This window comes from Phytoactinopolyspora mesophila (assembly GCF_010122465.1).
Taxonomy (GTDB): Bacteria; Actinomycetota; Actinomycetes; order Jiangellales; family Jiangellaceae; genus Phytoactinopolyspora; species Phytoactinopolyspora mesophila.
The window spans coordinates 237,227-257,079 of record NZ_WLZY01000002.1 but is presented as its reverse complement, the minus strand read 5'-3'; the positions used below and the strand labels follow the sequence as shown (position 1 = coordinate 257,079).

Below are 19,853 nucleotides of genomic sequence, written 5' to 3'. Positions count from 1 at the left end.
GATGTTCGGGCAGACTCATGGTCACGAGGAGGAGATCGCATGACTGAGAGTTGGGCACGCTCGCAACAAGAGGACTCGACCCAGGCGGACGTGGCCACCGAGGTGTTCGTCCAGCATCGGCGGCTGCTCTTCTCCGTCGTGCACAATCTGCTGGGCAGCATCGCCGATACCGAGGAAGTACTCCAGGAGACCTGGGTGGCGTGGAGCCGTCAGAACAAGCGGCTGAACAATCAGGAGATCGGCAATCCGCGCGCGTACCTCGTGCGGATCGCGGTCAACCAGGCGCTGACCCAGCAAGAACTGATCAGTCGCCGAAAGGAGACCTACGTGGGTCCCTGGCTGCCCGAACCTCTGGTTTCCGACCACGAGTCCGAACCGGACGTCGTCGAGTCGGCAATGCAAACCGAGTCCGTTTCGATGGCCTTGCTGGTCGTGCTGGAGACCCTCGCCCCGCTCGAGCGCGCAGTTTTCGTCCTGCACGAGGCGTTCGGATACGCCCACACCGAGATCGCGGCCATCCTCGATCGCAAGCCCGAGTCGGTCCGCCAGATCGCTCATCGTGCACGAAAGCACATTCAGGCCCGGCGCCCCCGGTACGAGACCAATCCGGACACCCAGGACAAGGTCACCCAGCAGTTCATCGCCGCCGCTCTGGGCGGCGATCTCACGAACCTGGTGAACATCCTCGCGCCCGAGGTGACGCTATGGGTTGACGGCGGCGGCAAGGGGCAGGCTGCCAGCCGGCCGATTCACGGGCGGGACAAGGTTGCCCGGCTGCTGGCAGGCTTTGCCCGTCGTCCATTCGCGGGAATCAGCATGCACTACCGCCGCGCCAACGGAGACCCGAGCATCCTGCTGTACGACGGGGACGACCTATGGGCGGTTCTCGTCCTGGACCTGACTCCGGAGGGCGACAAGATCAGCGGGATCTATGGCATCACGAACCCGGACAAACTTGCTCACATCGCATCGTTGTCGTCGTGAACTCCTCGCCTCACTGCTTACGTCCCGGACCGCCAGAGGCCGAGGTCATCAGCCGTCCCAGATCGGATGACCAGGCGCCGGCTCATCCGCGAGCGCTCCCAACGCCCCACGGAAGAAGATCAGCGGATCATGGTGCTGGCGAAGGGCGCCGAGGTCCACTACCTCGGCAAGGAAGATGACATGGTCACCACCCTCGAGCTCGTCCACCAGCCGGCAGGAAAGGAACGCCAGCGCGTCGCTGAGCACCGGCACCCCCGACACCGAAGGGTGTGCCTCCACATCCTGGATCGCCGCCGTGTCACGGGTGGCGAAGGCCCGTGCCACCCGTTCCTGCGGGCCAGTCAGGAAATTGACCACGTACGCTCCCGTCTCTTTGACCACCGCACGTAGCCGGGAGTCACGATGCAGGCAGAACAAGACCAGCGGCGGGTCGATGGAGACCGAGGTGAACGAGTTCACCGTTGTCCCGTCGACGGCGTCACCGGTCCCGCTCGTGATAACGGTGACTCCGGTGACGAACAGCCCGCAGATACCCCGAAGTATCTTCCCGTCGATGGGTGCGGACTGATGCCCCAAGACCCGATCCGGCGCCCCCACCCCGGAGGTCCCCTTCGTATTCGGTCTGGTGCTGACCTTCGTGCCCTTCATCGGCTGCCCTCCCCGTCGACGCCCCGCAGCGGGCCGGCCCCCACTGAGTCTCCGCCAGGCTCCCCATTCCGGGCATCGACATACAGATTCATCGGCACCGGCCAGCCGTCGTGCCGTTCAAAGCCCATCTTGCGATGGATCGGCTCGGCCTGCTCCGAGGAGAAGATGCTGATGCGTTCACATCCGAGCGCCACCAGGTGATCGATCACCGCACCCCAACATGCCTTGAAGTAGCCCCGATGCCGATGATCCGGATCGGTACCGCCGGTAATTCCGTAGCCGTAGATCGGCGCGATCGCCGTCGGCCCCGGGAATCGCCGACGTAACTCGCCGGTCGCGAATGCCACGATCTCAGAGTCCTCTATCTCGGTCACATAGGCCACCAAGGCCGGGTCGTTCATCAGCCGGTCTCGGGTAACTTCCTCACAAGCCTGGATCCACGGGCCGCGGCGATGCGGACCGCCGATGGTGTCGTGCATGATCACCATGAGCTCGGTCATGCGCGCGGCATCAGCCGGCGTGGCTTGTCGTGTCGTCGGCACGGTTCCTCCGTTCCCTTGTCGGCTGGCAGTGAGCCACTGAAATCGGTTGGCCGGCGCCTCTCACCGCTCGCGTGCCTCAACCAGGTCAGCGATCTGTGCCACAACGTCCTGCGGCGCGGGCATGGCGGCCATCTCCTGTACCAGGTCCGCCGCGGCTGCACGGTAGTCCGGCACATCGACGACTTCACGCAGTGCCTTGCTGATCAGCTCTGGAGTCACTTCCGGACGGCTGACCGCGGTTCCTACGCCTCGGCTGTTGATGATGTGAGCGTTGATCGGCCCGTCCCCCACCGCCCGCGGTAGCGCGACCTGCGGAACGCCCGCGCAGAATGCCGAAAACATGGAACTCATACCGGAGTGATGGACGATCGCGTCGGAGTCACTGAGCAGGATGTTCAGCGGAACGAAGTCGACCACGCGGACCGAGTCCGGCACCGGGCCGATGATCGACGACACATCGACGCCGCCGGTGGCGAGAACAACCTCTGCGTCGAGATCGGCCGCTCCGTGCACTACGGCCTCGAGGACTTCTGGCCAACCGCGGTCGGCCGACGTGGTGCCCATCGTGACCGCGATCCGCGTGGCGCGTTCTTTGCGCAGCACCCAGGGTTGTACCTCCTGAGAACCGTTGTAGGTGCAAGGACGCATGCTCAGCACCGGATACGGAACCTCGCCGGGCGAGATCGGGCTGAGCTGGTCGAGCGATTCCGGGCTGAGGCTGACCTCAACGTCACCATGCTCCGGGAATTCGGTGACACCGTGCCGTGTGACGGCATCCGGCAGCTCATCCGTCATCCAGGGAACGGTCGGGTACCGCATACCGATGCCATGCACGACGCCGAGAGCGCCCGCGACGCGTGCGGCGAGTAATCCCCAGGGCATCCACGCCGGGGTCACGACGACGTCGGCTTTCCAGTCGCGGGCAGCGGACACGAGCCCCGGAAGCATCGTCTGCCCGATCCGCGACAACATTCCGACGAATGCGCCGACCGCCTTGTCCGGAGGCAGATCAAAGTTGGCGGGATCGGCCAGAAAACTACGATGCGGCTCGGCCACGTCCTGGCCGGGCGCGGGGTCCAAGACCGCAAGTCCCGCGCCGGTCGCGGTTCGCCTGGTGATCTCGCCTCCAGCGAAAATGACCTGATGACCGGCCAGTTGCGCCGCCTGCGCGAGCGGAATCAAGGGTGTGGTGTGGGAGAACGTGGGAGAGGTGGTGAACAGAATACGCATGACGTCTCCTTGTCGATGGTGTGGTCCCGGCAGGGGCTGTGGCGATTCGTTCGAACAGATTGCGGAGCCGGGGACTGTGTCAGAAGTGCAGCGGAGCAGGCTCGCGCTGGACGAGTGCTTTCAGCGGCTCCCACCAGGCGCGATTCTCCCGATACCACCGCACGGTCGCCGCTAGTCCTTCACGGAAGTCGACGTGTGGGTGGAAACCCAGCGCGGCGATCTTCTTGGTGTCCACCGAATAGCGTCGATCGTGCCCGGGCCGGTCCGCCACCCGTCGTACGGCCGACCAGTCCCGGCCGAGCAACCCCAACAAGTGCTCGACCAGATCGACATTGGACAGCTCGGTCCCGCCTCCGACGTTGTAGATATGCCCGGCCCGGCCCCGGTCCGCGACGAGCGCGATAGCCCGGCAATGGTCGTCGACGTGTACCCAGTCACGCAGGTTCCGGCCGTCCCCGTACAGCGGAACGGTCAGTCCGTCCAGGAGGTTCGACACGAACAGGGGGATGATCTTCTCGGGGTACTGATACGGCCCGTAGTTGTTGGAGCATCGCGTGACCCGGACATCGAGACCGTGGGTTCGGTGGTAGGCCAGCGCGAGCATGTCGGCCGCGGCTTTCGACGCCGCATACGGCGAGTTCGGCGCCAACTGATGGTCCTCCGGCCAGGACCCCACCTCGATCGATCCGTAGACCTCGTCGGTGGAGATATGGACGAGTCTGCGCACGCCGGCCTCGACGGCACACCGGAACAACGTCTGCGCACCCAGCACATTGGTCCGCACGAACGCCTCCGCGTCGTGGATCGAACGGTCCACATGGGTCTCGGCGGCGAAGTTCACCGTCAGCGCGACGTCCCGCATCAAACTGGTGACCAGCGCAGAGTCACAAACGTCGCCCTGAACGAAGTCCAGGCGCGGGTGGTCAGCCACAGCCTCCAGATTGGCGAGGTTCCCGGCATAGGTCAGTTTGTCCAGCACCAGCACGTGCGCGCGGCCCAGTGCCGGGTACGCGTCGGCGAGCAACTGGCGGACGAAGTGAGAGCCTACGAATCCGGCTCCCCCGGCGACGAATATACGCATCGGACGACTCCTCGCTCATGCTGCCGGCGCCGCGGTATAGCGCTCGGCGACTTCGCACACGTAGGTCCCGTATGCGGTACCGGGCATCTGCTCGCCCAGCCGCCGGCATTGCGCGGTTCCGATGAATCCGCGGTTCAGGGCGACCTCCTCCAGGCACGCGATGCGCACCCCCTGTCGCTGTTCGAGCAGGTGGACGTACTGACCCGCTTGAAGCAGGGACTCGTGAGTTCCCATGTCGAGCCACGCGAACCCGCGTCCCAGTTCGGTGAGATGCGCCCGGCCCTGCGCAAGGTAGGCCCGGTTCACATCGGTGATTTCCAGTTCACCGCGAGCCGACGGAGTCAGGTTCTTGGCGATCCCGGCCACGTCGGCGTCGTACATGTACAGGCCCGTGACCGCCAGATCAGACCGGGGCCGAACGGGCTTCTCCTCCAGGGTGAGCAACCGCCCGGACTCGTCGATCTCGCCCACCGCGTACTGGCGTGGGTCACGTACCCGATAACCGAACAGCGCACATCCGTTCAGGTCACGAACACTGTCGTCAAGGAGTTTGGTGAATCGCGGGCCGTGGAACATGTTGTCACCCAGCACCAGTGCGACCTGGTCGTCACCGGTGAAGTCGGCGCCGATGACCAGAGCCTCGGCGATACCTTTGGGCTCCGGCTGCTCGGCGTACTCGAGACGCAGCCCGAGTCGCCTGCCGTCGCCGAGAATGGACTGAAACACCTCGGTATCGTCCGGGTTGGTGATCAGCAATATATCTCGGATACCGGCCAGCATCAGAACGGACAGCGGGTAGTAGATCATCGGCTTGTCGTAGACCGGCAGCACGTGCTTGGAGAGAGCACCGGTGAGGGGCCGCAACCGCGTGCCGCTGCCACCGGCCAGCAGGATGCCCTTCATCGCAGGCTCCACCGGTGTGCGATCTCCTGGGAGCGGGCGTACTCAGGCAACAGGCCCTGTTCAGCAGCCGTCGAGAAACTCATCGCGTCCTTATCCCGTTCGGACAGAACAGGATCGATATCGTCCGGAATCGGCAGCGCCAGCTCGGGGTCGAGGACCGAGATGGCCAGCTCGTCGTCGGGTACATAGCCGCTGGTGATCATGTAGGACATCACCGTGTCGTCTTCCAGCGCCACGAACGCATGGCCGACTCCAACGGGGAAGTACATGGCGCGCAAATCGAGCTGATCCATCAGCACCGAGTCCCACCGGCCGAAGGTCGGTGAGCCGACCCTGAGGTCGACAACGATGTCCAGGGCCGCCCCCCGTGCGCAGTACACGTACTTGGCGCAGCCGGGTGGGGTTCTGGTGAAGTGGATCCCGCGTACGACGCCGCGACGGGACCGGCTGTGGTTTGACTGTGCCAGTAGCATCGTCAGCCCAGTGGCCTCTGAGAACGCGGCACCCTGGAACGGTGCGACGAACAGGCCACGTTCGTCGGGGTAGACCTGCGGCGTGAATTCCACTGCCCCATCCACCTCGAGCGCACGTACCTTCATGATAGTTACCTCTCAGTCAGACTGGAGCGCTATCCGGCTGACGGCAGACCGGACGGTTGCCGTCAGAGTGTGGCCAGGACTTCGCGGACGGCGGTGATGATCTTGTCTTGCAACCCGGCGGGTAGCGAGGGATACATCGGCAACGAGAAGATCTCCTCGGCCAACCGTTCAGTCACCGGCAGCGAACCCTTCTCGTATCCGAGCCGGGCGAATCCAGTCATGGTGTGGATCGGCCACGGATAGCTGATGTTGACGTGGATGTCGTAGTCCTTGAGCCGCTCGACGATCTCGTCCCTGCGTGGATGACGCACTACGTACACGTAGTAGACGTGGTCGTTGCCCGGCGCCGTTCGTGGAAGGACCAGTTCGGTGTCCGCCAGCGCTTCCGCGTATGCACGAGCAACCTGTCGGCGGCCGGCTATGTAGCTGTCGAGCCTAGTGAGCTTACGCCGCAGGATCTCAGCCTGCACCTCGTCCAGCCGGCTGTTGTGTGCCGGCGTCTGTACGGTGTAGTACACCTTCTCCATGCCGTAGAACCGAAGCCGGCGAAGAGCGGCGTCGGCTTCCTCACTCGACGCGAGTACGGCGCCGCCGTCGCCGTAGGCACCGAGCACCTTGGTGGGATAGAAGGAGAAGGCCGCGGCTTCCCCCAGCGTTCCAGCCAGCCGGCCGTTGCGCCGTGCGCCGTGCGCCTGGGCGCAGTCTTCGAGCAATACGAGTCCGCGGCGATCGCACAGTTCGCGGATCGGCTCGAGATCGACGCACTGACCGTAGAGGTGAACCGGCAGCACGCACCTGGTCCGACTGGTGATCACGGACTCAATCTGCGTGACGTCCATCAGGAAGTCCTCGTCGCGCACATCGACGAAGACCGGCGTGGCACCGGTCGCGTCGATCGCCACCACTGTGGGTGCGGCCGTGTTGGAGACGGTGATGACTTCGTCTCCGGGACCGATGCCCAAAGCCTGCAAGGCCAGCTTGATCGCGTTGGTGCCGTTGTCGACGCCCACACAGTGCTCGACGCCGTGGTAGGTCGCGAACTCGTTCTCGAAACTGCGCACGCTCTCGGCCAGCACCAGCCGACCGGACGAGAAGACCTGGTCGACGGCATCCAGGATGTCGGAACGTTCGGCCTCGTACTCCGGCAGATAGTCCCATACGTAGGTAGTCACGCTGCTCCTCTTTTCGCGTGGTATCCACGACATGCGTGGCGCACTTCGTCCGCGGCCAGCCGGTCGATCCCGTCTCGTAGCGCCATCCGCGGCTGCCAGCCGGTCACCGCCCGGAACGCCGTCGCATCGATGGTGACGCTGCGGAAGTCGGTTTCTGGGGCGTGTTCTGGCGGTTCCACGGATACCACCGGGACAGGTGGGCTTCCCGTCCGCTCTGAGACGGCCCTGGCGATCATCCCGAAGACCTCCCCGAGGGGGACCCCGTCGCCGGCACCCACCAGCCACGACGCTCCGGCTAGCCGGTCGGCGTGGTCCACGGCTGCCTCGAAGGCGACCGCGATGTCCGAGACGTCCACCAGGTCGCGGCGGACGGAACCGTCGTGCCACATCGTCAGCGCCTCCCCCGCGTGCGCCCGTCGCACCATGGCCGCGACGACACCGCGGTCGGCGGCGCCTGGAGAGGCACCGAAAATCGTGGGCAGACGCAGGCTCACACCACGCATCCAGCCGGCTTCGGTGGCGTCCAGAAGCAGCCTTTCGGCGACGACCTTCTGCTGGTCGTAGACGGTGGCCGGGCGGTCTGCTTCGGTGCCGTCCAGCGGCTCCCGGGGCGGTACCCCTACCTGAGACGCCGCGCCCGCGTACACGACCACGGGAGCAGGTCCTTGGCTGGAGCGGCAGATGTCGACGAGCTCGCGCATCACACCGACATTGACGCGCTCTCCGCCGGGCTCACCGGCGGCTCGCCAGCCTCCCTCGCACAACAGCAGGTGGACGATCACATCGGAACCTTCGACGGCGGAGGCCAGTGCTCCTGCCTCGGTGATGTCGACCGAGATCGTCTCCAGCTCAGCGGACCCGGCGATAGGCGGCTCCAGAGGACGACGTGCCACGGCCCGGAGACGAAAGTCGCGCCGACTCAGCCGGGCCATGACGGCTGAGCCGACGAATCCGGTGGCCCCGAGCACGGTGACCAGTGGCCGCGTCGCGTCACCCGGATGCGGGATTGATGTGGTCATGTCCGGCTCCCTTCGGCGGACGTGGCGAGCAGGCTGTAGAGGCAGGCGACCAGGCTGCGCGTCTGGATATTGAGGTAATTCGAGTGCCGCAGCAGCCCGATCAGCTGACGCACCGACGCCCAGCGGAAGCCCGGATACTCACCGGCATTCCCGGTCTCGACGATCAGGTGGCGATTGCTGATCCGGTAGAACCGCCCGCCTTCGTCCGACAGCGTCGTATCGAACCGGATCGCCCCTGAAGGAGCGTTCAGCACGTCATCGAGGAACGGCGGACGGGCTGCCGATGGAAGAAACTCGTAGTTGCCCGGTGTGCACTGCACTGTGGGTGCCAGTTCAGCGACGTCGGTCAGGCCTGGCTCCGTACGCAGCTGGAGCAGGACATGCGGAACCCCGCCGATCCGGGTGACGAGGAATGCGACGATGCCGTCTTCCCTCGTGGCCAGCATCGGCTGGCACCACTGCCCCACCTCCCGGCCAGCAGCCTCCACTCGCACACCGATCACCTCGAAGAATGCTCGGGTTTCGTGCCGGATGCTGCCGTCGCCGTGTCGCCAGCCGGTCAGCGCACGCATCGGCGCGGCAGTCGTCACCGCGGCGGTCCGTGCACGCACGTCGGTGATCCAATGCCGCAGTTCACGGTCGGAGTGACGGCTGGCACCCCCGGCGCAAGCGTCCGCGAGTGCTTCCTCCCAGTTCTCCATGGTGCTTTCTGCCGCGCGCAGCCCGTCCGCACCTTCCCGGAGAGCGGCTGCCGCCATGGGCAGCAAGGACAGGACTGTGCGGGTGTCCATGTTGACCAGGTCAGGCCGGCTGAGCAGCCGGAGCAACTGTCCGGTGCTCAGCCATACGAATCCCTCCTGAGCTGGAACCAGATCGTCCGCGAGGACGATCATGTTGCGGTTCCGTTTACGCAGGAACCAGGCACCTTGCTCGGATTGCCGGACATCGGCCAGCACCCGGGCCGCTGGTGCGTCCCGGAAATGTTCCAAGTAGGGAACGGCCGATCCCCCGTGCACTCCCGTGTAGTTGCTCCGGGTGGCCTGCACGGTAGGTGAGAGCTGGATTCCTCCCCGGTTGCCCGGCTCCGCCTTCAGCTGCATCAGGCAGTAGGTAACGCCGGCCCGCCGGCTGATCAGGAGCCCCAAGATCCCGGTCTCGGGTTGATTGACGATCGGCTGGCACCATTCGCTGATCGGGCCGCGGTCCGTGCGGAAACGCACCCCTTCGATCGAGAAGAACCGGCCACTGCGATGATGCCAGTACCCCGTGTACGAATCCCGGTACCATCCGTCCAGATCAGCCAGCGCTACCTGTTCGGTGCGGGTATAGATGTGGCTGCGGGCGTGGCTCAGGGCGAGTTCGAAGTCCTCAAGCTCGAGCGGCTCGCCCACCCGCAGCGCCGTGCTGGGCATACTCATGATTGAACCTCCTGGCGCCGGCCGCCCTTTCGCTCGGGCGCCGGCACGGGACGCATCAGCGCGGCGGCACCGGCAAGGTGGCGACGGGCTCGGGATGCTCGGGGGTGCGCGGCCGCGCGAAGCGGCGCATCATCGGCACTTCGACGGTGCGCCAGAGGACGAGCGCTGCCAGTACCGACGCCACGAACATGGCCACGGCGAGCAAGACCGCCTCGAACGAACCGACAATCTCCTCCGGTCCGGCCAGGTGCCGGATCGCATAGATGACCGGCATATGCACCACATACAGGGCGTAGGACGCCTCTCCGAACCGGACCATCGGTGGCCGGGCGAGCGGCGTCCCCTGCCCGTCCAGATCACGCATAGCCAGTGTGCAGATCATTGCGGCGGCGGGCAGGCAGGTCGCCGCTCCCCACAGATACCCGTCCGGCATGACGGGCTCGGCGGCGAGCACTGCGACGAGGCCCAGGACCGGCCAGAGCAGCTGCGACGTCGGCCATTGGCCCGTGAGCACCACACGTGCCAGCAGGATGCCGAGAACGAATTCCAGGAGCCGCACCGGCGGGAAGAAGTAGATCAGCCACCAGTATTCGACCGACATCGACATCCCGAACAGCATCGGGTCGGCCTCATTGGAGGTGACGAAGGTGGCCAGTGCGGGAACGGAGACCACCAGCGCTGCGACTCCCAGAGTCACAGCCCACAGGTTCCTCGCCCGGATGGCGCACAACGGTCCGATGATCAGCGGAAAGAGCAGGTAGAAGAACATCTCGGACGCGAGCGACCAGGTCACACTCGTGCCTCCGCTGACGTAACCGAGGTCCGGGTACCAGGTATGGACGAGCAGGAGATTCGCCACACCTTCCCCCAGTGTCGGTTCCTGCACCGGCAATGGAGAGGGAGCGGTCGTCACCCATAACAAGATCAGCATCAAGCCAAGAGTGACGACGTGGTTCGGAAAGATTTTGACGATCCGTCGCCGGTAGAACCCACGTGTTGTGTCACTGTCGCGTCTAGACCACGTGAGGACGAAACCGCTGAGAATGAAGAACGATGAGACGGCCCCGGCAGCAAGCATGATGGACAGCCGGTTCGCCTCCATCACCGGATGGTCGAACGTGAAGATGCCTGACATGAAGATGACATGACCGAAAACGACAGCCGATGCCAGCAGGAAGCGGTAGCCGGTTAATGACCGTAGTTGGTTCGGGCGGTTGGATACGCTGCTCATGGTAGGGCCCCGTCATAGAAGAAATGAATGAAGGAGTGTTCGGCGCCAGCTGTACCTCCAGCGCTTCGTCGGCCCGGCTCGGTTCCGGGCATGCTTCGCAGCCAGCCCGTGCCCCGGGCGCCAAAGATGCGGCCGTCCAGGTTCGCCGGCGGCCGCCGAACCATCAGGCAGGCGCGGCTTGTGGCCAAACCTGCCCGTGGCACGCATGGACGAATGCGGAGGTGCCGCTAGAAGGTCCTGCGCGTGACGTTGTCCGGAACACGGGCTGATGCGACTCCGGCGATGCTTCTCCGCGTCGGCTTCCGGCTCGAGATGGTGCAGCCGGTTCCGGTGCCAACTAGGCGGTACACACGCCGTCGACTGCGACTTTCTCGTATACGTGTGGGTAGGCGATTATCCCGTCCGGATACTTCGCGCTCTTCTGCTGAAACTCGGGGTTGGAGAAGGCCCGGAACAGCGACTCCGTCGACTCCCAGACGGCGACATTGACCATCATCTGGCTGTCGGCTGTCCCCTGGTGCAGCTGGGTGGAGATGAAGCCCGGCTGCGCTTTCATGAACGACGCGTCATCGCGCCACAGCTCCAGGAATTCGTCTCGATTCTCGCGCGGGACGAATACGGTATTGATCAGTGTCACCGGACCGGTTTCCTGCTGAAGCTGACTGATCATCGGGACCGACGGGTCCATTTCGTCGATTTTCATGGCACGATTCCCTTCTCAGAATTGCCGGCCCTTTCGGCACCGGGCCTGTGAATCTGTTGACCGGACAGCGCGGGACGAGTGCCCCGTAGCGGTGCCCGTCAATGGAATTGCTGTTCACGGCGTTGCCGCCGCCACTTGGCGAAGACGATGGCGAGTGCGGCCAACCCGACGATCACGTCGGCGTGATCCAGCAGGTCGCTGGAGTCCTTGGCTCGTTTCGCCTTGCTGAAGAGGCCGGCCGCGGTGACGCCGACTCGTCCCAGCGCCAGCCAGGGGTCGGATCCCGGCACCGGTTCGGCCCGGGTAACCACAAGATTCATACGATCCCTCCCCAGGGTTTGAGAGACCCGCGTGCACGGCCACGAGAACTTCGGTACGTGAGCGGGGTTTCGCCGGCACAACAAGGAGATGCCCCGGGCGACGCGATCGTCGCCCGGGGCATCTTCGGAGCAAGCAGCCAGCCGGATGGCTGAACACCGAAAGCCGGAAACTAGTGTCCTGAGCCGGTGTTGTCAGCCGTGGAGACCGTTGGCGCCGGCTCAGCCGTCTCCTCCAGCTCATGTTCAGCGGAACCCGGCTCGGCGTCATCGACCACGGGCAGCCCGTAGGGATTCGCCACCGGGCCGGTGTAGGCCTTGAGCGCGAAGCACCCCAGCACACCGGCGGCCAGCGCGGCGACGGCTACGAGCAGCGTCGGCGTCAGCGCCGCAACGTACCCTTCGGCGAAGACCTGACCGGCGACGGCCTGAATCTCCGCGGCGACGGCATCCGGCATCCCCTCGGGCACGCCGACACTGCTGGCACCACTCGCGCCCACGTTGAGGCCTTCGGCGCCGGATTCGGCGAACCCCGCGATGAAACCTTCCCGGTACTCTTCCGGCAGCGCTGCCGCGTGCTCATTGGCCTGACTGGTCAGCGACGCAGCGAGCCGGTTCTGCAGGACCGCGCCGATCACGGCTCCAGCCAGTACGGCGCCGACGTGCCGCATCGCGTTATTCACGCCTGAGGCGGCCCCGTTGAGATGCGCCGGTACCTTACGCATGACCTCCGATGCCATCGGTGTGAAACTGCACCCCGAACCGAGCCCGACGACGAAGAACGGCGCGATGAACGCCGTCCAAGTCGAATCCGTCTGCGCGACAGCCACCAACCAAGCCAAGCCGATACCGAAGGTCGACAGCCCGGCTATCAGGACGTACTTGCCGCCGTACCGCTCGGACAACACCCCGGCTGGGACGGCGACGATCAGTCCGCCGATCGCCATCGGCAAGAGCACTCCGCCGGTCTTGACAGCGCTGAACCCGAGGACCGACTGCAGGTAGACCGTCATCGGCAGGAACAGTCCTATGGCCCCGAACGACACCACGATCGATATCGCGTTGACGATCGAGAACGCCCGGTCCTTGAACAGCGAGAACGGCACGAGTGGGTCGTCGTCCTGGACCCGGCTCTGTTGCGCCACAAACGCCAGGAAAAGCACGACGCTCAGCGCGAGTAGCCCCCAAACCCAGGCGTTCCAGCCGTACCGTTCCCCTTGGATCAGCCCGAAGGCCAAGCAGAACAGCGACATCGAAACGATCAGCACACCGGTGATGTCCAGCTTGTGCCCGGCCTGGCGGATCGATCTGGGAATCACCGGCCCTGCCAGCGCCACCACCGCGACCCCTATAGGCACGTTGATCAGGAAGATCCATCTCCAGTCGAATGAGGTGACCAGAGCGCCGCCCACCACCGGACCGGCGATCGCCGACAGGCCTGCGACGGCACCCCATATACCCAGTGCCGCGCCGCGTTTCGAGGCGGGGAATACGTCGGCGATGATGGACAGTGTCTGGGGTACCAGTAGCGCACCGCCCACCCCTTGCACCGCGCGGAAGGCGATCAGCTGCGCGGGATCCTGGGCCAGACCGCAGGCGAGACTCGCCAGCGTGAATACCACCACACCGGCGATGAACACGTTCTTCTTGCCGAGCAGGTCACCCAGCCGTCCCGCGGTGATCAGCAGGACGGCCAGTCCCAGCGCGTAGGAGTTGAACACCCAAAGGATCTGGTCCAGAGAGGCGTTGAGGTCGTCGGTCATCTGAGGGACCGCGATGTTGACGATCGTCAGGTCCATCAGGGTGGCGAAGTAGCCAAGGCAGAGGACGACGATGATCGCCCATGGATTGCCGCGCCACGTTTTCAGCACAGTTACTCCTCTCCCCACGAACCGCGCCGTGGGTCACAGCTTGATCCGCCGAACCGGCCACCCGGCGCCACACCGACTTCGTGCTCCGGTCTCTGCGCCGCTGTCGCGCGATCATTGGTGTCTGCCCGTAAGAGAGCTGATGATCGGCGGATCGTGACAGCCATGAGGTTGATGTGACCCACACCACATAGCTTCGGCATGCGGCAGGCGGGCTAGAGGAGCATTCCTCCAGAAGCGTCCAGCCACTGGCCGGTCACCCAGCCACCGTCCGCCGACGCCAAGAAGGCCACTACGGCGGCGATGTCCTCGGGCTGACCGAGCCGGCCCAGGCAGGCCAGCGATGCGGCGAACTGCCGTGCCTCTTCACTGAACAGCTTCGCCGCAGTCGGCTCGGTCTCCACCAGCCCCGGAGCCACCGTGTTGACCGTAATGCCACGTGGGCCGAGCTGCTTGGCCAGCGCAGCCGTAAGTGTGTCCAGCCCGCTCTTCGCCATCGCGTACGTGACGTATTCAGGTTGGGATGACGCGCTCCGGCTGATGCCTGAGGAGATATTGACGATCCGGCCACCATCGCGCAGCCGGGACATGGCCTGCTTGGTGACGAAGAACGGTGCCTTGACGTTGACAGCGAAGACGGCGTCGAAGCCCCCCTCGGTGGTCTCACCGATGCCTATCTCGGCCGGTTCGGCGCCGACATTGTTCACGAGGATGTCCAGCCCGTCCGCGATTCGGTCGAACTGGTCGAACAGGGCCTCGGCGTCACCCGGCACGCCGAGCTCGGCCTGGATGGTGAAGGCGCTGCCGCCTGCTGCGTCGATCGCCGCCACTACCTCTTTGGCCGCGGCCTCGTTGCTGCGGTAGTGCACGGCGACTCGTGCGCCTTCCTGCCCGAGTCGCAGCGCTACGCTGCGACCGATCCCCCGACTGGAGCCGGTCACCAGTGCGGTCTTTCCTTCGAATGTCTTCATCGCCTGTACCTCCGTGTCAAGAGATGTCGAAGTCTCAAAAAGGTGCGTGAATGGGGCGACCTCACCCCTTCACGCCACCTCTTTGGCCCCGGTCCGTTCCTCACAGCGAGTCAGGGTGCAGGTCGTTCGGGGTGAGGACGACCACCGGCGGCGGCCGATTGGCTCGCTTGAAGAACTCGCTGATGAACGGGTAGGCCGTGGTGAACTGATTCCAGTATTTGTCGTGCTCGGCGCCTGTGGCCGTCGTGGCGGTGACGTCGATGATTTCCCGACCGATGTTTATCTTGGCCTGCGGATGCGCCTGCAGGTTCAGATACCAGGCCGGATCGAGTGCCTTCGGGCCTCCGGGAATGTCGAAATGCCCGGGCACAGCGATGACAATGAACCGGCCCTGGTCGTACAGGTATCCAAGAGGCACCGTTCGCGGCTGCCCGCTCTTACGGCCGGTGGTGGTGATGAGCAACGCCTCCAGATCTCCGAAGCGCCCCATGATCCGCCCCTGCGAACGCTGATAGAGAAAGACGTTGAGCTTGATTCCCAGCTTGTTGATCGTCTTGCTGAGCTTCGACGGTGGCTTCGAATAGAAGTAGACGTTGATGCGGACGAACGCCCGCATGAGCCTGCCGGCGTTCAGCTCCGGCCTGGTCGTGGCCCACGAGCTCAACGCCTGGGTTTCCTCCATGGCCGGTGCCGGCGCCTGCATCGATGCAGGCACCATGGCGGCTCCCGATGCCTCCATCGCTACGGGTTCCTGCTCCGGCATGGGAGCCTCGGACGTGGCAGGCTGCGACGCTACGGACGGTTCGGGATCCGCCGGGCGCTCCTGCGGCATCGAGGATTCCGGTTCGGGCGCGGGCGCCGATTCGGCCTTCTTCTTGGTGGTCTGCGTGGCTGTCTTCGCCATGGGTATGTCCTTTCTGACCGTGTTCGGGCGTGCGACGGCCCGTTCGGGGCGTCGTCGATGCAAGCGGCGAGTCGCTACAGAACCTTCTTGCCGCGGACACCCGATCTGACGAGACCGCCGACGAAGGCCCGGCCGAGTTGCTGCATTTCCGCCGGCGCCTTGCGGTTGGCCCAGTACATGAACTTGGCCATCATCGCGGTGGTCGGAAGCACGAAACGGGTGTCTTCCGGGTCTTTCCAACCGAAGACCGGATTGACCAGATCGCACTCGTTGAGCATCTTGAAGATGATGTCGGCGGCCGCGTCGCCGTCGAGTTCACCCACCTCGTACTTCTCACATGTCTCCGCGGTGATCTCCAGAATGTTCTTGAATTCCGAACTCTCCGGCCACCACAGCCCGGGATACGCGGTGTTCTCCAGCGCCTCGAAATGCCGCTCGTCCTGATCCAGGGCGTAGTCCAGCCGGGCACGAGTCAGGCGCATCACCCCTGGTGTCAGGAACGCCGCCCACACCCGGAACACCGCGTTCCACAGCCGGAAGTGGTTGAAGGCGATGAAGGAACTGTTCACCAGGTCGTCGTTGTACTGCAGCAGTCCACGTTCGACCGTGTCCACGTACTCGAATCGATCCACCGAGAAGTCGTCGTCGTCCAGTGCTTTGACCAGGCGGGAGAGCAGTGCGTACATGACCTCGAAGGTGTTCGACAGCCCACGCGAGAACAACGGATCGAGGAATCCCGCCGCATGGGACATCAGGCACCAGCGGTACCCGATGGACCGCGACGACGAGTACTGCAGCCGATCGGTGGAGACCCACTCCCGGACCCGGCGGGCACCCACGAACTGTCGCTTCACCGACGGATACATGTCCAGGTAGTGGTGGAACTCCTCCTCCGGTGTCATGTTGTCCGGTTTCGGATACTTGCGCGGATCGAAGGTCAGACCGACACTGCAGACCGGGTTCGTGGACTCCTTTGTGTTGTTGAACGGAATGATCCAGAACCAGCCCCGGTCGATCATGTGATGCAGCGTCCCGCCGTTCCACGGCGCCGGCGGACGCAGGCTGCGAGGGTGATGACACACATCGTCGAACGGTTTGACCCCCACGTAATGCGTGAACAACGACCGCGAATGATGCTTGAACCTGGCCGGCTCCTCGCGCAGACCGAACTTCTCGGCCAGCGGCGAACGGAACCCGCTGGCATCGATCAGATACCGCGCCCGGAAGACCTCACCGTTGTGCCCGGTGACGGTCACACCGTCGTCGTCGAAATCAAGATCGGTAGCCCGCCAGTTCTGCCGGGTGATGCATCCGTACTTCGCCGCTACGTGGAAGTAGTACTGATCGGTCTCCTGCCGGAACAGGTGACTCGCTTCGGTCAGCACCTTGGGTATGACGAACATGGTCGCCTCGCGCGGGTCCGGCTCCTTGCCGGGAACCTGGCGGATGAATCCGAAACTCTGCTTCTTGCCGTGGTGCGGGCCGATGTGTTTCGTCGTCGCCTTGATGTCGAACAGGTGCTCCAGTTCGGGCACGTCGAACCGCGCCCGGAGGATCTGCAACCACTCGATCAGCTGTGGCGTCATCGACTCACCGATGGCGAAGCGCGGATGTTGCCCGGCGTCCACCAGGGCGACTTTGAACCCCTGACTGGCCAGGCACATCGCACTGATGGAGCCCGCCAGCCCGGATCCCAGAATCATCACATCACACTGGCGGACGTTGCCGGTCTCTCCAGCTTTCTCAATCGAACGGACCTTAGTAGCCATGACCGACGACCCCTTTCAAAGGACGAACTTCATACCTGTCACGTGTCATGCGCCGACCCCGATCGAGCCGGCGAGTACCTGCCCTCCTTCACCGCACCGAACCAGCGGCACAGGGCCGCCGTCGGGTCGCTGTCACAATCACCGGTCCAGGCCACATGGCCGTCCGGACGCACCAGAATGGTGTCGATCCCGGCCAGCGGCGAGCCGTCGGGAACCGTCGCCCGTTCCGTCTTCACCGCACCCGGCACGTCCTGTATCAGCTGCTCCAGCCCATCGCCTCGGGTTTGGTCCCCGGAGAGGTCGAGCAGCACCCCCCTGCCTGCTCGCAGTAACTCCGTCGTAGTGGTCGACCGGGAAGCCGTCTCCAGAACGGCGTATGGCAACCGAGCTCCGTCGAGACGATCGCCCTGCTCGTATCGCACGTCCAGCCCACCGACCATCGCGGCGAGTTCGTCGCGGACAGCGGGCAACTCGATCAACCGGGTCAGCACCGCACGTACCGCGTCGACCTCGGGACCACCGAGTAGAAGGTGTGCCTGGGCATCGATCATGTGCAATGCCTGCCGGCCGGCCGGGCGACGTTCGGCGTCGTACGTTCCGAGAAGCCCGACCGGAGCCCAGCCCTGAACGACGGCGGCCAGCTTCCACCCCAGATTCATCGCATCCTGCAGTCCCACGTTGAGCGGCATCCCGCCGACCGGCATCTGCCGATGAGCGGCGTCACCGGCCAGAAGCATCCGTCCCTGCTGATACCGCGACACCTGCCGGCTGGCGTTGTCGAAAGCGTCGACCCAAGTCGCGGCGCCGCCGGTGATGTCCTCACCGGTGACCCGTTTCCATGCGGAAGCGACCTCGGTGAACTCTGGAGCCGAGGTCCGCCGCACCGGCCAGCGGCCGAACTCGTGAACCATCACCCGGGTCACGCCATCCCGAGTGGCTGCGATCGCCAGGCCGTCCTCGAACCGTTCGAACCGCCGGTCCGGAATGTCGACGCCGGTCAGGTCGCAACGGAACAACTCGCGGGTTGCCGGCAAGCCCGGGAAGTCGAACGACGCCAACCGCCGAACAGAGCTTTGGTCACCGTCACAACCGACGACGTGTGCCGCACGAAGCCGCTTCGGTCCCCGTGCAGTGTGAACACCGATCTCGACGGCGTCCTCGCTGCTCGTGACCGTGCGTACGTCGTAGCCGCGCAGTATTCGTGTGCCCATTCCCCGGGCCCAGTCCGCGAGCAGGCGCTCGAGGTCGGCCTGGGCGAGTTTCCACTGCCCGGGAAATCGGCTCGGCTGCTGACTCAGGTCTAGCCGGATCCCGCCGAAATGACCGGCCGGCAGGTTCGGCGGGGTTTCCAGCCCGTCGAATAGTCCGCGCTGCTCCAGGATCTCCATGCTCCGGGCGTGCAGTGTGGACGCGCGGGACTCGGTCATCGGTGTGGTCAGCCGCTCCACGACCGTCACCTCGGCGCCGCCGAGGCGTAACTCACCGGCGAGCAGCAAGCCGACGGGCCCGGCGCCGACAACGATGACGTCGGCGTCCATGGCTACCGTCGGCTCTCGGCATACTCCCGGGCGTGGCCGAGAGTCGCCCGGCTATTGGCGCCGAGTGCGTTGCGAATGAATTCCCGTGCTTTCGCCACGTCGGCGTCGGCGCCCAGCACGTCGGTCACCTTCTCCGGATCGATCACAACGGTGTGCCGCGAGGTCGCGATCACCCCGGACTCCGTCTCGACGAAGCGCCAGCTTCCGGTGTGCAGCGCGAGCAGGGCCGGGAGCGTGATCTGCTTGTAGACGATGGTGTGATTCGGAAGGCACACCCGCACCGACTCCGTGCGGTGCGTGTCGCCGTCCTTGGTGCGTGTATCCATCGTCAGCGTCTGCAGACCAGGAGCCGACTCGGAAAGGGAGACCCAGGACACGTGGGGCAACCGCTCGTCCCACAGTTGTGCCTCGTTGATGAAGTCGTACATGTCTTTCGCGGTAGCTTCAGCCCGGATCGTGTCCTCGAAGGACAGCTTGCATCCGCCCTGGTCGTCGGCCGCGAGTTCGACACTGTTCTTCAACGCGGCCAGCTCGGCGTGGCTGTTGGTGTCCACCGCCCGGTCGATCCAGCTCAGGCTGGCCGGATCGTCATCGACCGCGCGGAAGTAATGCAGCAGACGGACCCTTGACTCCCGCGGAGACAACGGCTCCACCAGCCAGGTTCCGCCCATCTCGGCCACCGGCGCAGTGGACACCTCCTGCCGGAAGTCGATCCGGAACTGTTCGCCGTCAAGCATGCGTCGCGACGTCCAGCTCTTCGCTTCCCCGTTGGCAGTGGCCCAGATGCGTATCCGCTCTTCGCGTCCGTTGCGTTCCACATATTCTGCGTGGACTGTCGGCGGAAACATCTCCGGCCAATGCCGGACATCCGCGATGACCCCATAGACCGCGGCAGCCGGCGCAGCCACGGTGATCTCGTGCTCGACCTCACGACGGTCCGGCGAGTTCATGTATGC

19 protein-coding genes are annotated in these 19,853 nt (G+C 64.9%); 1 reads left to right on the top strand and 18 read right to left on the bottom strand.

Features of this window, described 5'->3' with window-relative positions; all coding sequences use genetic code 11:
* The first annotated feature begins 39 nt into the window (after window positions 1-39).
* The gene (sigJ, locus tag F7O44_RS07400) at window positions 40-984 is read left to right on the top strand and encodes an RNA polymerase sigma factor SigJ (RefSeq protein ID WP_162449591.1); all 945 of its coding nucleotides are present in this window, start codon (window positions 40-42) and stop codon (window positions 982-984) included.
* A gap of 48 nt (window positions 985-1,032) precedes the next feature.
* On the opposite strand, the gene F7O44_RS07395 is transcribed toward sigJ, so the two are convergent.
* The 18 genes from F7O44_RS07395 to F7O44_RS07310 all read right to left on the bottom strand — a co-directional run bounded on the left by F7O44_RS07395 (window position 1,033) and on the right by F7O44_RS07310 (window position 19,847).
* Window positions 1,033-1,632: a flavin reductase family protein gene (locus F7O44_RS07395; RefSeq protein WP_174255891.1), complete on the bottom strand. Its 600-nt coding sequence runs from the start codon at window positions 1,630-1,632 to the stop codon at window positions 1,033-1,035.
* Complete coding sequence (locus F7O44_RS07390) at window positions 1,629-2,174, bottom strand: GNAT family N-acetyltransferase (protein ID WP_162449590.1); 546 nt, start codon at window positions 2,172-2,174, stop codon at window positions 1,629-1,631. Before F7O44_RS07390 ends, F7O44_RS07395 begins: the two co-directional genes overlap by 4 nt.
* Window positions 2,175-2,234: 60 nt before the next feature.
* Window positions 2,235-3,404 (bottom strand): glycosyltransferase, encoded by a 1,170-nt coding sequence (locus F7O44_RS07385; protein WP_162449589.1) that lies wholly within the window; start codon window positions 3,402-3,404, stop codon window positions 2,235-2,237.
* Window positions 3,405-3,483: 79 nt separating this feature from the next.
* Entirely contained in the window at window positions 3,484-4,485 is a 1,002-nt protein-coding gene (gene rfbB, locus F7O44_RS07380; RefSeq protein WP_162449588.1) for a dTDP-glucose 4,6-dehydratase, read from the bottom strand.
* Between the two features lie 15 nt (window positions 4,486-4,500).
* Window positions 4,501-5,388, bottom strand: coding sequence for a glucose-1-phosphate thymidylyltransferase RfbA (gene rfbA, locus F7O44_RS07375; protein WP_162449587.1), 888 nt, complete (start codon window positions 5,386-5,388; stop codon window positions 4,501-4,503).
* Window positions 5,385-5,987 carry a dTDP-4-dehydrorhamnose 3,5-epimerase family protein gene (locus tag F7O44_RS07370; protein WP_162449586.1) on the bottom strand — a complete coding sequence of 201 codons (603 nt, stop codon included), beginning with the start codon at window positions 5,985-5,987 and terminating at the stop codon, window positions 5,385-5,387. Before F7O44_RS07370 ends, rfbA begins: the two co-directional genes overlap by 4 nt.
* A gap of 62 nt (window positions 5,988-6,049) precedes the next feature.
* Entirely contained in the window at window positions 6,050-7,159 is a 1,110-nt protein-coding gene (locus F7O44_RS07365) for an aminotransferase class I/II-fold pyridoxal phosphate-dependent enzyme (protein WP_162449585.1), read from the bottom strand.
* Window positions 7,156-8,178 (bottom strand): NAD-dependent epimerase/dehydratase family protein, encoded by a 1,023-nt coding sequence (locus F7O44_RS07360; RefSeq protein ID WP_162449584.1) that lies wholly within the window; start codon window positions 8,176-8,178, stop codon window positions 7,156-7,158. The genes F7O44_RS07365 and F7O44_RS07360 overlap by 4 nt, the downstream gene beginning before the upstream one ends.
* Entirely contained in the window at window positions 8,175-9,596 is a 1,422-nt protein-coding gene (locus tag F7O44_RS07355) for an NDP-hexose 2,3-dehydratase family protein (RefSeq protein ID WP_222851157.1), read from the bottom strand. Before F7O44_RS07355 ends, F7O44_RS07360 begins: the two co-directional genes overlap by 4 nt.
* A 55-nt stretch (window positions 9,597-9,651) precedes the next feature.
* Entirely contained in the window at window positions 9,652-10,827 is a 1,176-nt protein-coding gene (locus F7O44_RS07350) for an acyltransferase family protein (RefSeq protein ID WP_162449583.1), read from the bottom strand.
* A gap of 337 nt (window positions 10,828-11,164) precedes the next feature.
* Window positions 11,165-11,530: an antibiotic biosynthesis monooxygenase family protein gene (locus F7O44_RS07345; RefSeq protein WP_162449582.1), complete on the bottom strand. Its 366-nt coding sequence runs from the start codon at window positions 11,528-11,530 to the stop codon at window positions 11,165-11,167.
* A gap of 98 nt (window positions 11,531-11,628) precedes the next feature.
* Window positions 11,629-11,850 (bottom strand): hypothetical protein, encoded by a 222-nt coding sequence (locus F7O44_RS07340; RefSeq protein ID WP_162449581.1) that lies wholly within the window; start codon window positions 11,848-11,850, stop codon window positions 11,629-11,631.
* Window positions 11,851-12,020: 170 nt separating this feature from the next.
* Window positions 12,021-13,718 carry a DHA2 family efflux MFS transporter permease subunit gene (locus F7O44_RS07335; RefSeq protein ID WP_162449580.1) on the bottom strand — a complete coding sequence of 566 codons (1,698 nt, stop codon included), beginning with the start codon at window positions 13,716-13,718 and terminating at the stop codon, window positions 12,021-12,023.
* A gap of 212 nt (window positions 13,719-13,930) precedes the next feature.
* A complete protein-coding gene (locus F7O44_RS07330; RefSeq protein WP_162449579.1) occupies window positions 13,931-14,686 on the bottom strand; it encodes an SDR family oxidoreductase in 756 nt (251 codons plus the stop codon).
* 100 nt (window positions 14,687-14,786) lie between these two features.
* Window positions 14,787-15,590 carry a nitroreductase/quinone reductase family protein gene (locus F7O44_RS07325; RefSeq protein WP_222851156.1) on the bottom strand — a complete coding sequence of 268 codons (804 nt, stop codon included), beginning with the start codon at window positions 15,588-15,590 and terminating at the stop codon, window positions 14,787-14,789.
* A 74-nt stretch (window positions 15,591-15,664) separates the two neighbouring features.
* Window positions 15,665-17,359 carry an NAD(P)/FAD-dependent oxidoreductase gene (locus F7O44_RS07320; protein WP_162449578.1) on the bottom strand — a complete coding sequence of 565 codons (1,695 nt, stop codon included), beginning with the start codon at window positions 17,357-17,359 and terminating at the stop codon, window positions 15,665-15,667.
* Between the two features lie 38 nt (window positions 17,360-17,397).
* The gene (locus F7O44_RS07315; RefSeq protein ID WP_162449577.1) at window positions 17,398-18,897 is read right to left on the bottom strand and encodes an FAD-dependent monooxygenase; all 1,500 of its coding nucleotides are present in this window, start codon (window positions 18,895-18,897) and stop codon (window positions 17,398-17,400) included.
* Window positions 18,898-18,899: 2 nt separating this feature from the next.
* A complete protein-coding gene (locus tag F7O44_RS07310; RefSeq protein WP_162449576.1) occupies window positions 18,900-19,847 on the bottom strand; it encodes an aromatase/cyclase in 948 nt (315 codons plus the stop codon).
* Window positions 19,848-19,853 lie beyond the last annotated feature (6 nt).

Coding starts and splice junctions, on each gene's coding strand:
- sigJ (WP_162449591.1), top strand. CDS start 40: ATGACTGAGAGTTGGGCACGCTCGCAACAAGAGGACTCGACCCAGGCG.
- F7O44_RS07385 (WP_162449589.1), bottom strand. CDS start 3,404: ATGCGTATTCTGTTCACCACCTCTCCCACGTTCTCCCACACCACACCC.
- rfbA (WP_162449587.1), bottom strand. CDS start 5,388: ATGAAGGGCATCCTGCTGGCCGGTGGCAGCGGCACGCGGTTGCGGCCC.
- F7O44_RS07330 (WP_162449579.1), bottom strand. CDS start 14,686: ATGAAGACATTCGAAGGAAAGACCGCACTGGTGACCGGCTCCAGTCGG.
- F7O44_RS07355 (WP_222851157.1), bottom strand. CDS start 9,596: ATGAGTATGCCCAGCACGGCGCTGCGGGTGGGCGAGCCGCTCGAGCTT.
- F7O44_RS07345 (WP_162449582.1), bottom strand. CDS start 11,530: ATGAAAATCGACGAAATGGACCCGTCGGTCCCGATGATCAGTCAGCTT.
- F7O44_RS07340 (WP_162449581.1), bottom strand. CDS start 11,850: ATGAATCTTGTGGTTACCCGGGCCGAACCGGTGCCGGGATCCGACCCC.
- F7O44_RS07320 (WP_162449578.1), bottom strand. CDS start 17,359: ATGGCTACTAAGGTCCGTTCGATTGAGAAAGCTGGAGAGACCGGCAAC.
- F7O44_RS07370 (WP_162449586.1), bottom strand. CDS start 5,987: ATGAAGGTACGTGCGCTCGAGGTGGATGGGGCAGTGGAATTCACGCCG.
- F7O44_RS07395 (WP_174255891.1), bottom strand. CDS start 1,632: ATGAAGGGCACGAAGGTCAGCACCAGACCGAATACGAAGGGGACCTCC.
- rfbB (WP_162449588.1), bottom strand. CDS start 4,485: ATGCGTATATTCGTCGCCGGGGGAGCCGGATTCGTAGGCTCTCACTTC.
- F7O44_RS07360 (WP_162449584.1), bottom strand. CDS start 8,178: ATGACCACATCAATCCCGCATCCGGGTGACGCGACGCGGCCACTGGTC.
- F7O44_RS07315 (WP_162449577.1), bottom strand. CDS start 18,897: ATGGACGCCGACGTCATCGTTGTCGGCGCCGGGCCCGTCGGCTTGCTG.
- F7O44_RS07350 (WP_162449583.1), bottom strand. CDS start 10,827: ATGAGCAGCGTATCCAACCGCCCGAACCAACTACGGTCATTAACCGGC.
- F7O44_RS07310 (WP_162449576.1), bottom strand. CDS start 19,847: ATGAACTCGCCGGACCGTCGTGAGGTCGAGCACGAGATCACCGTGGCT.
- F7O44_RS07325 (WP_222851156.1), bottom strand. CDS start 15,590: ATGGCGAAGACAGCCACGCAGACCACCAAGAAGAAGGCCGAATCGGCG.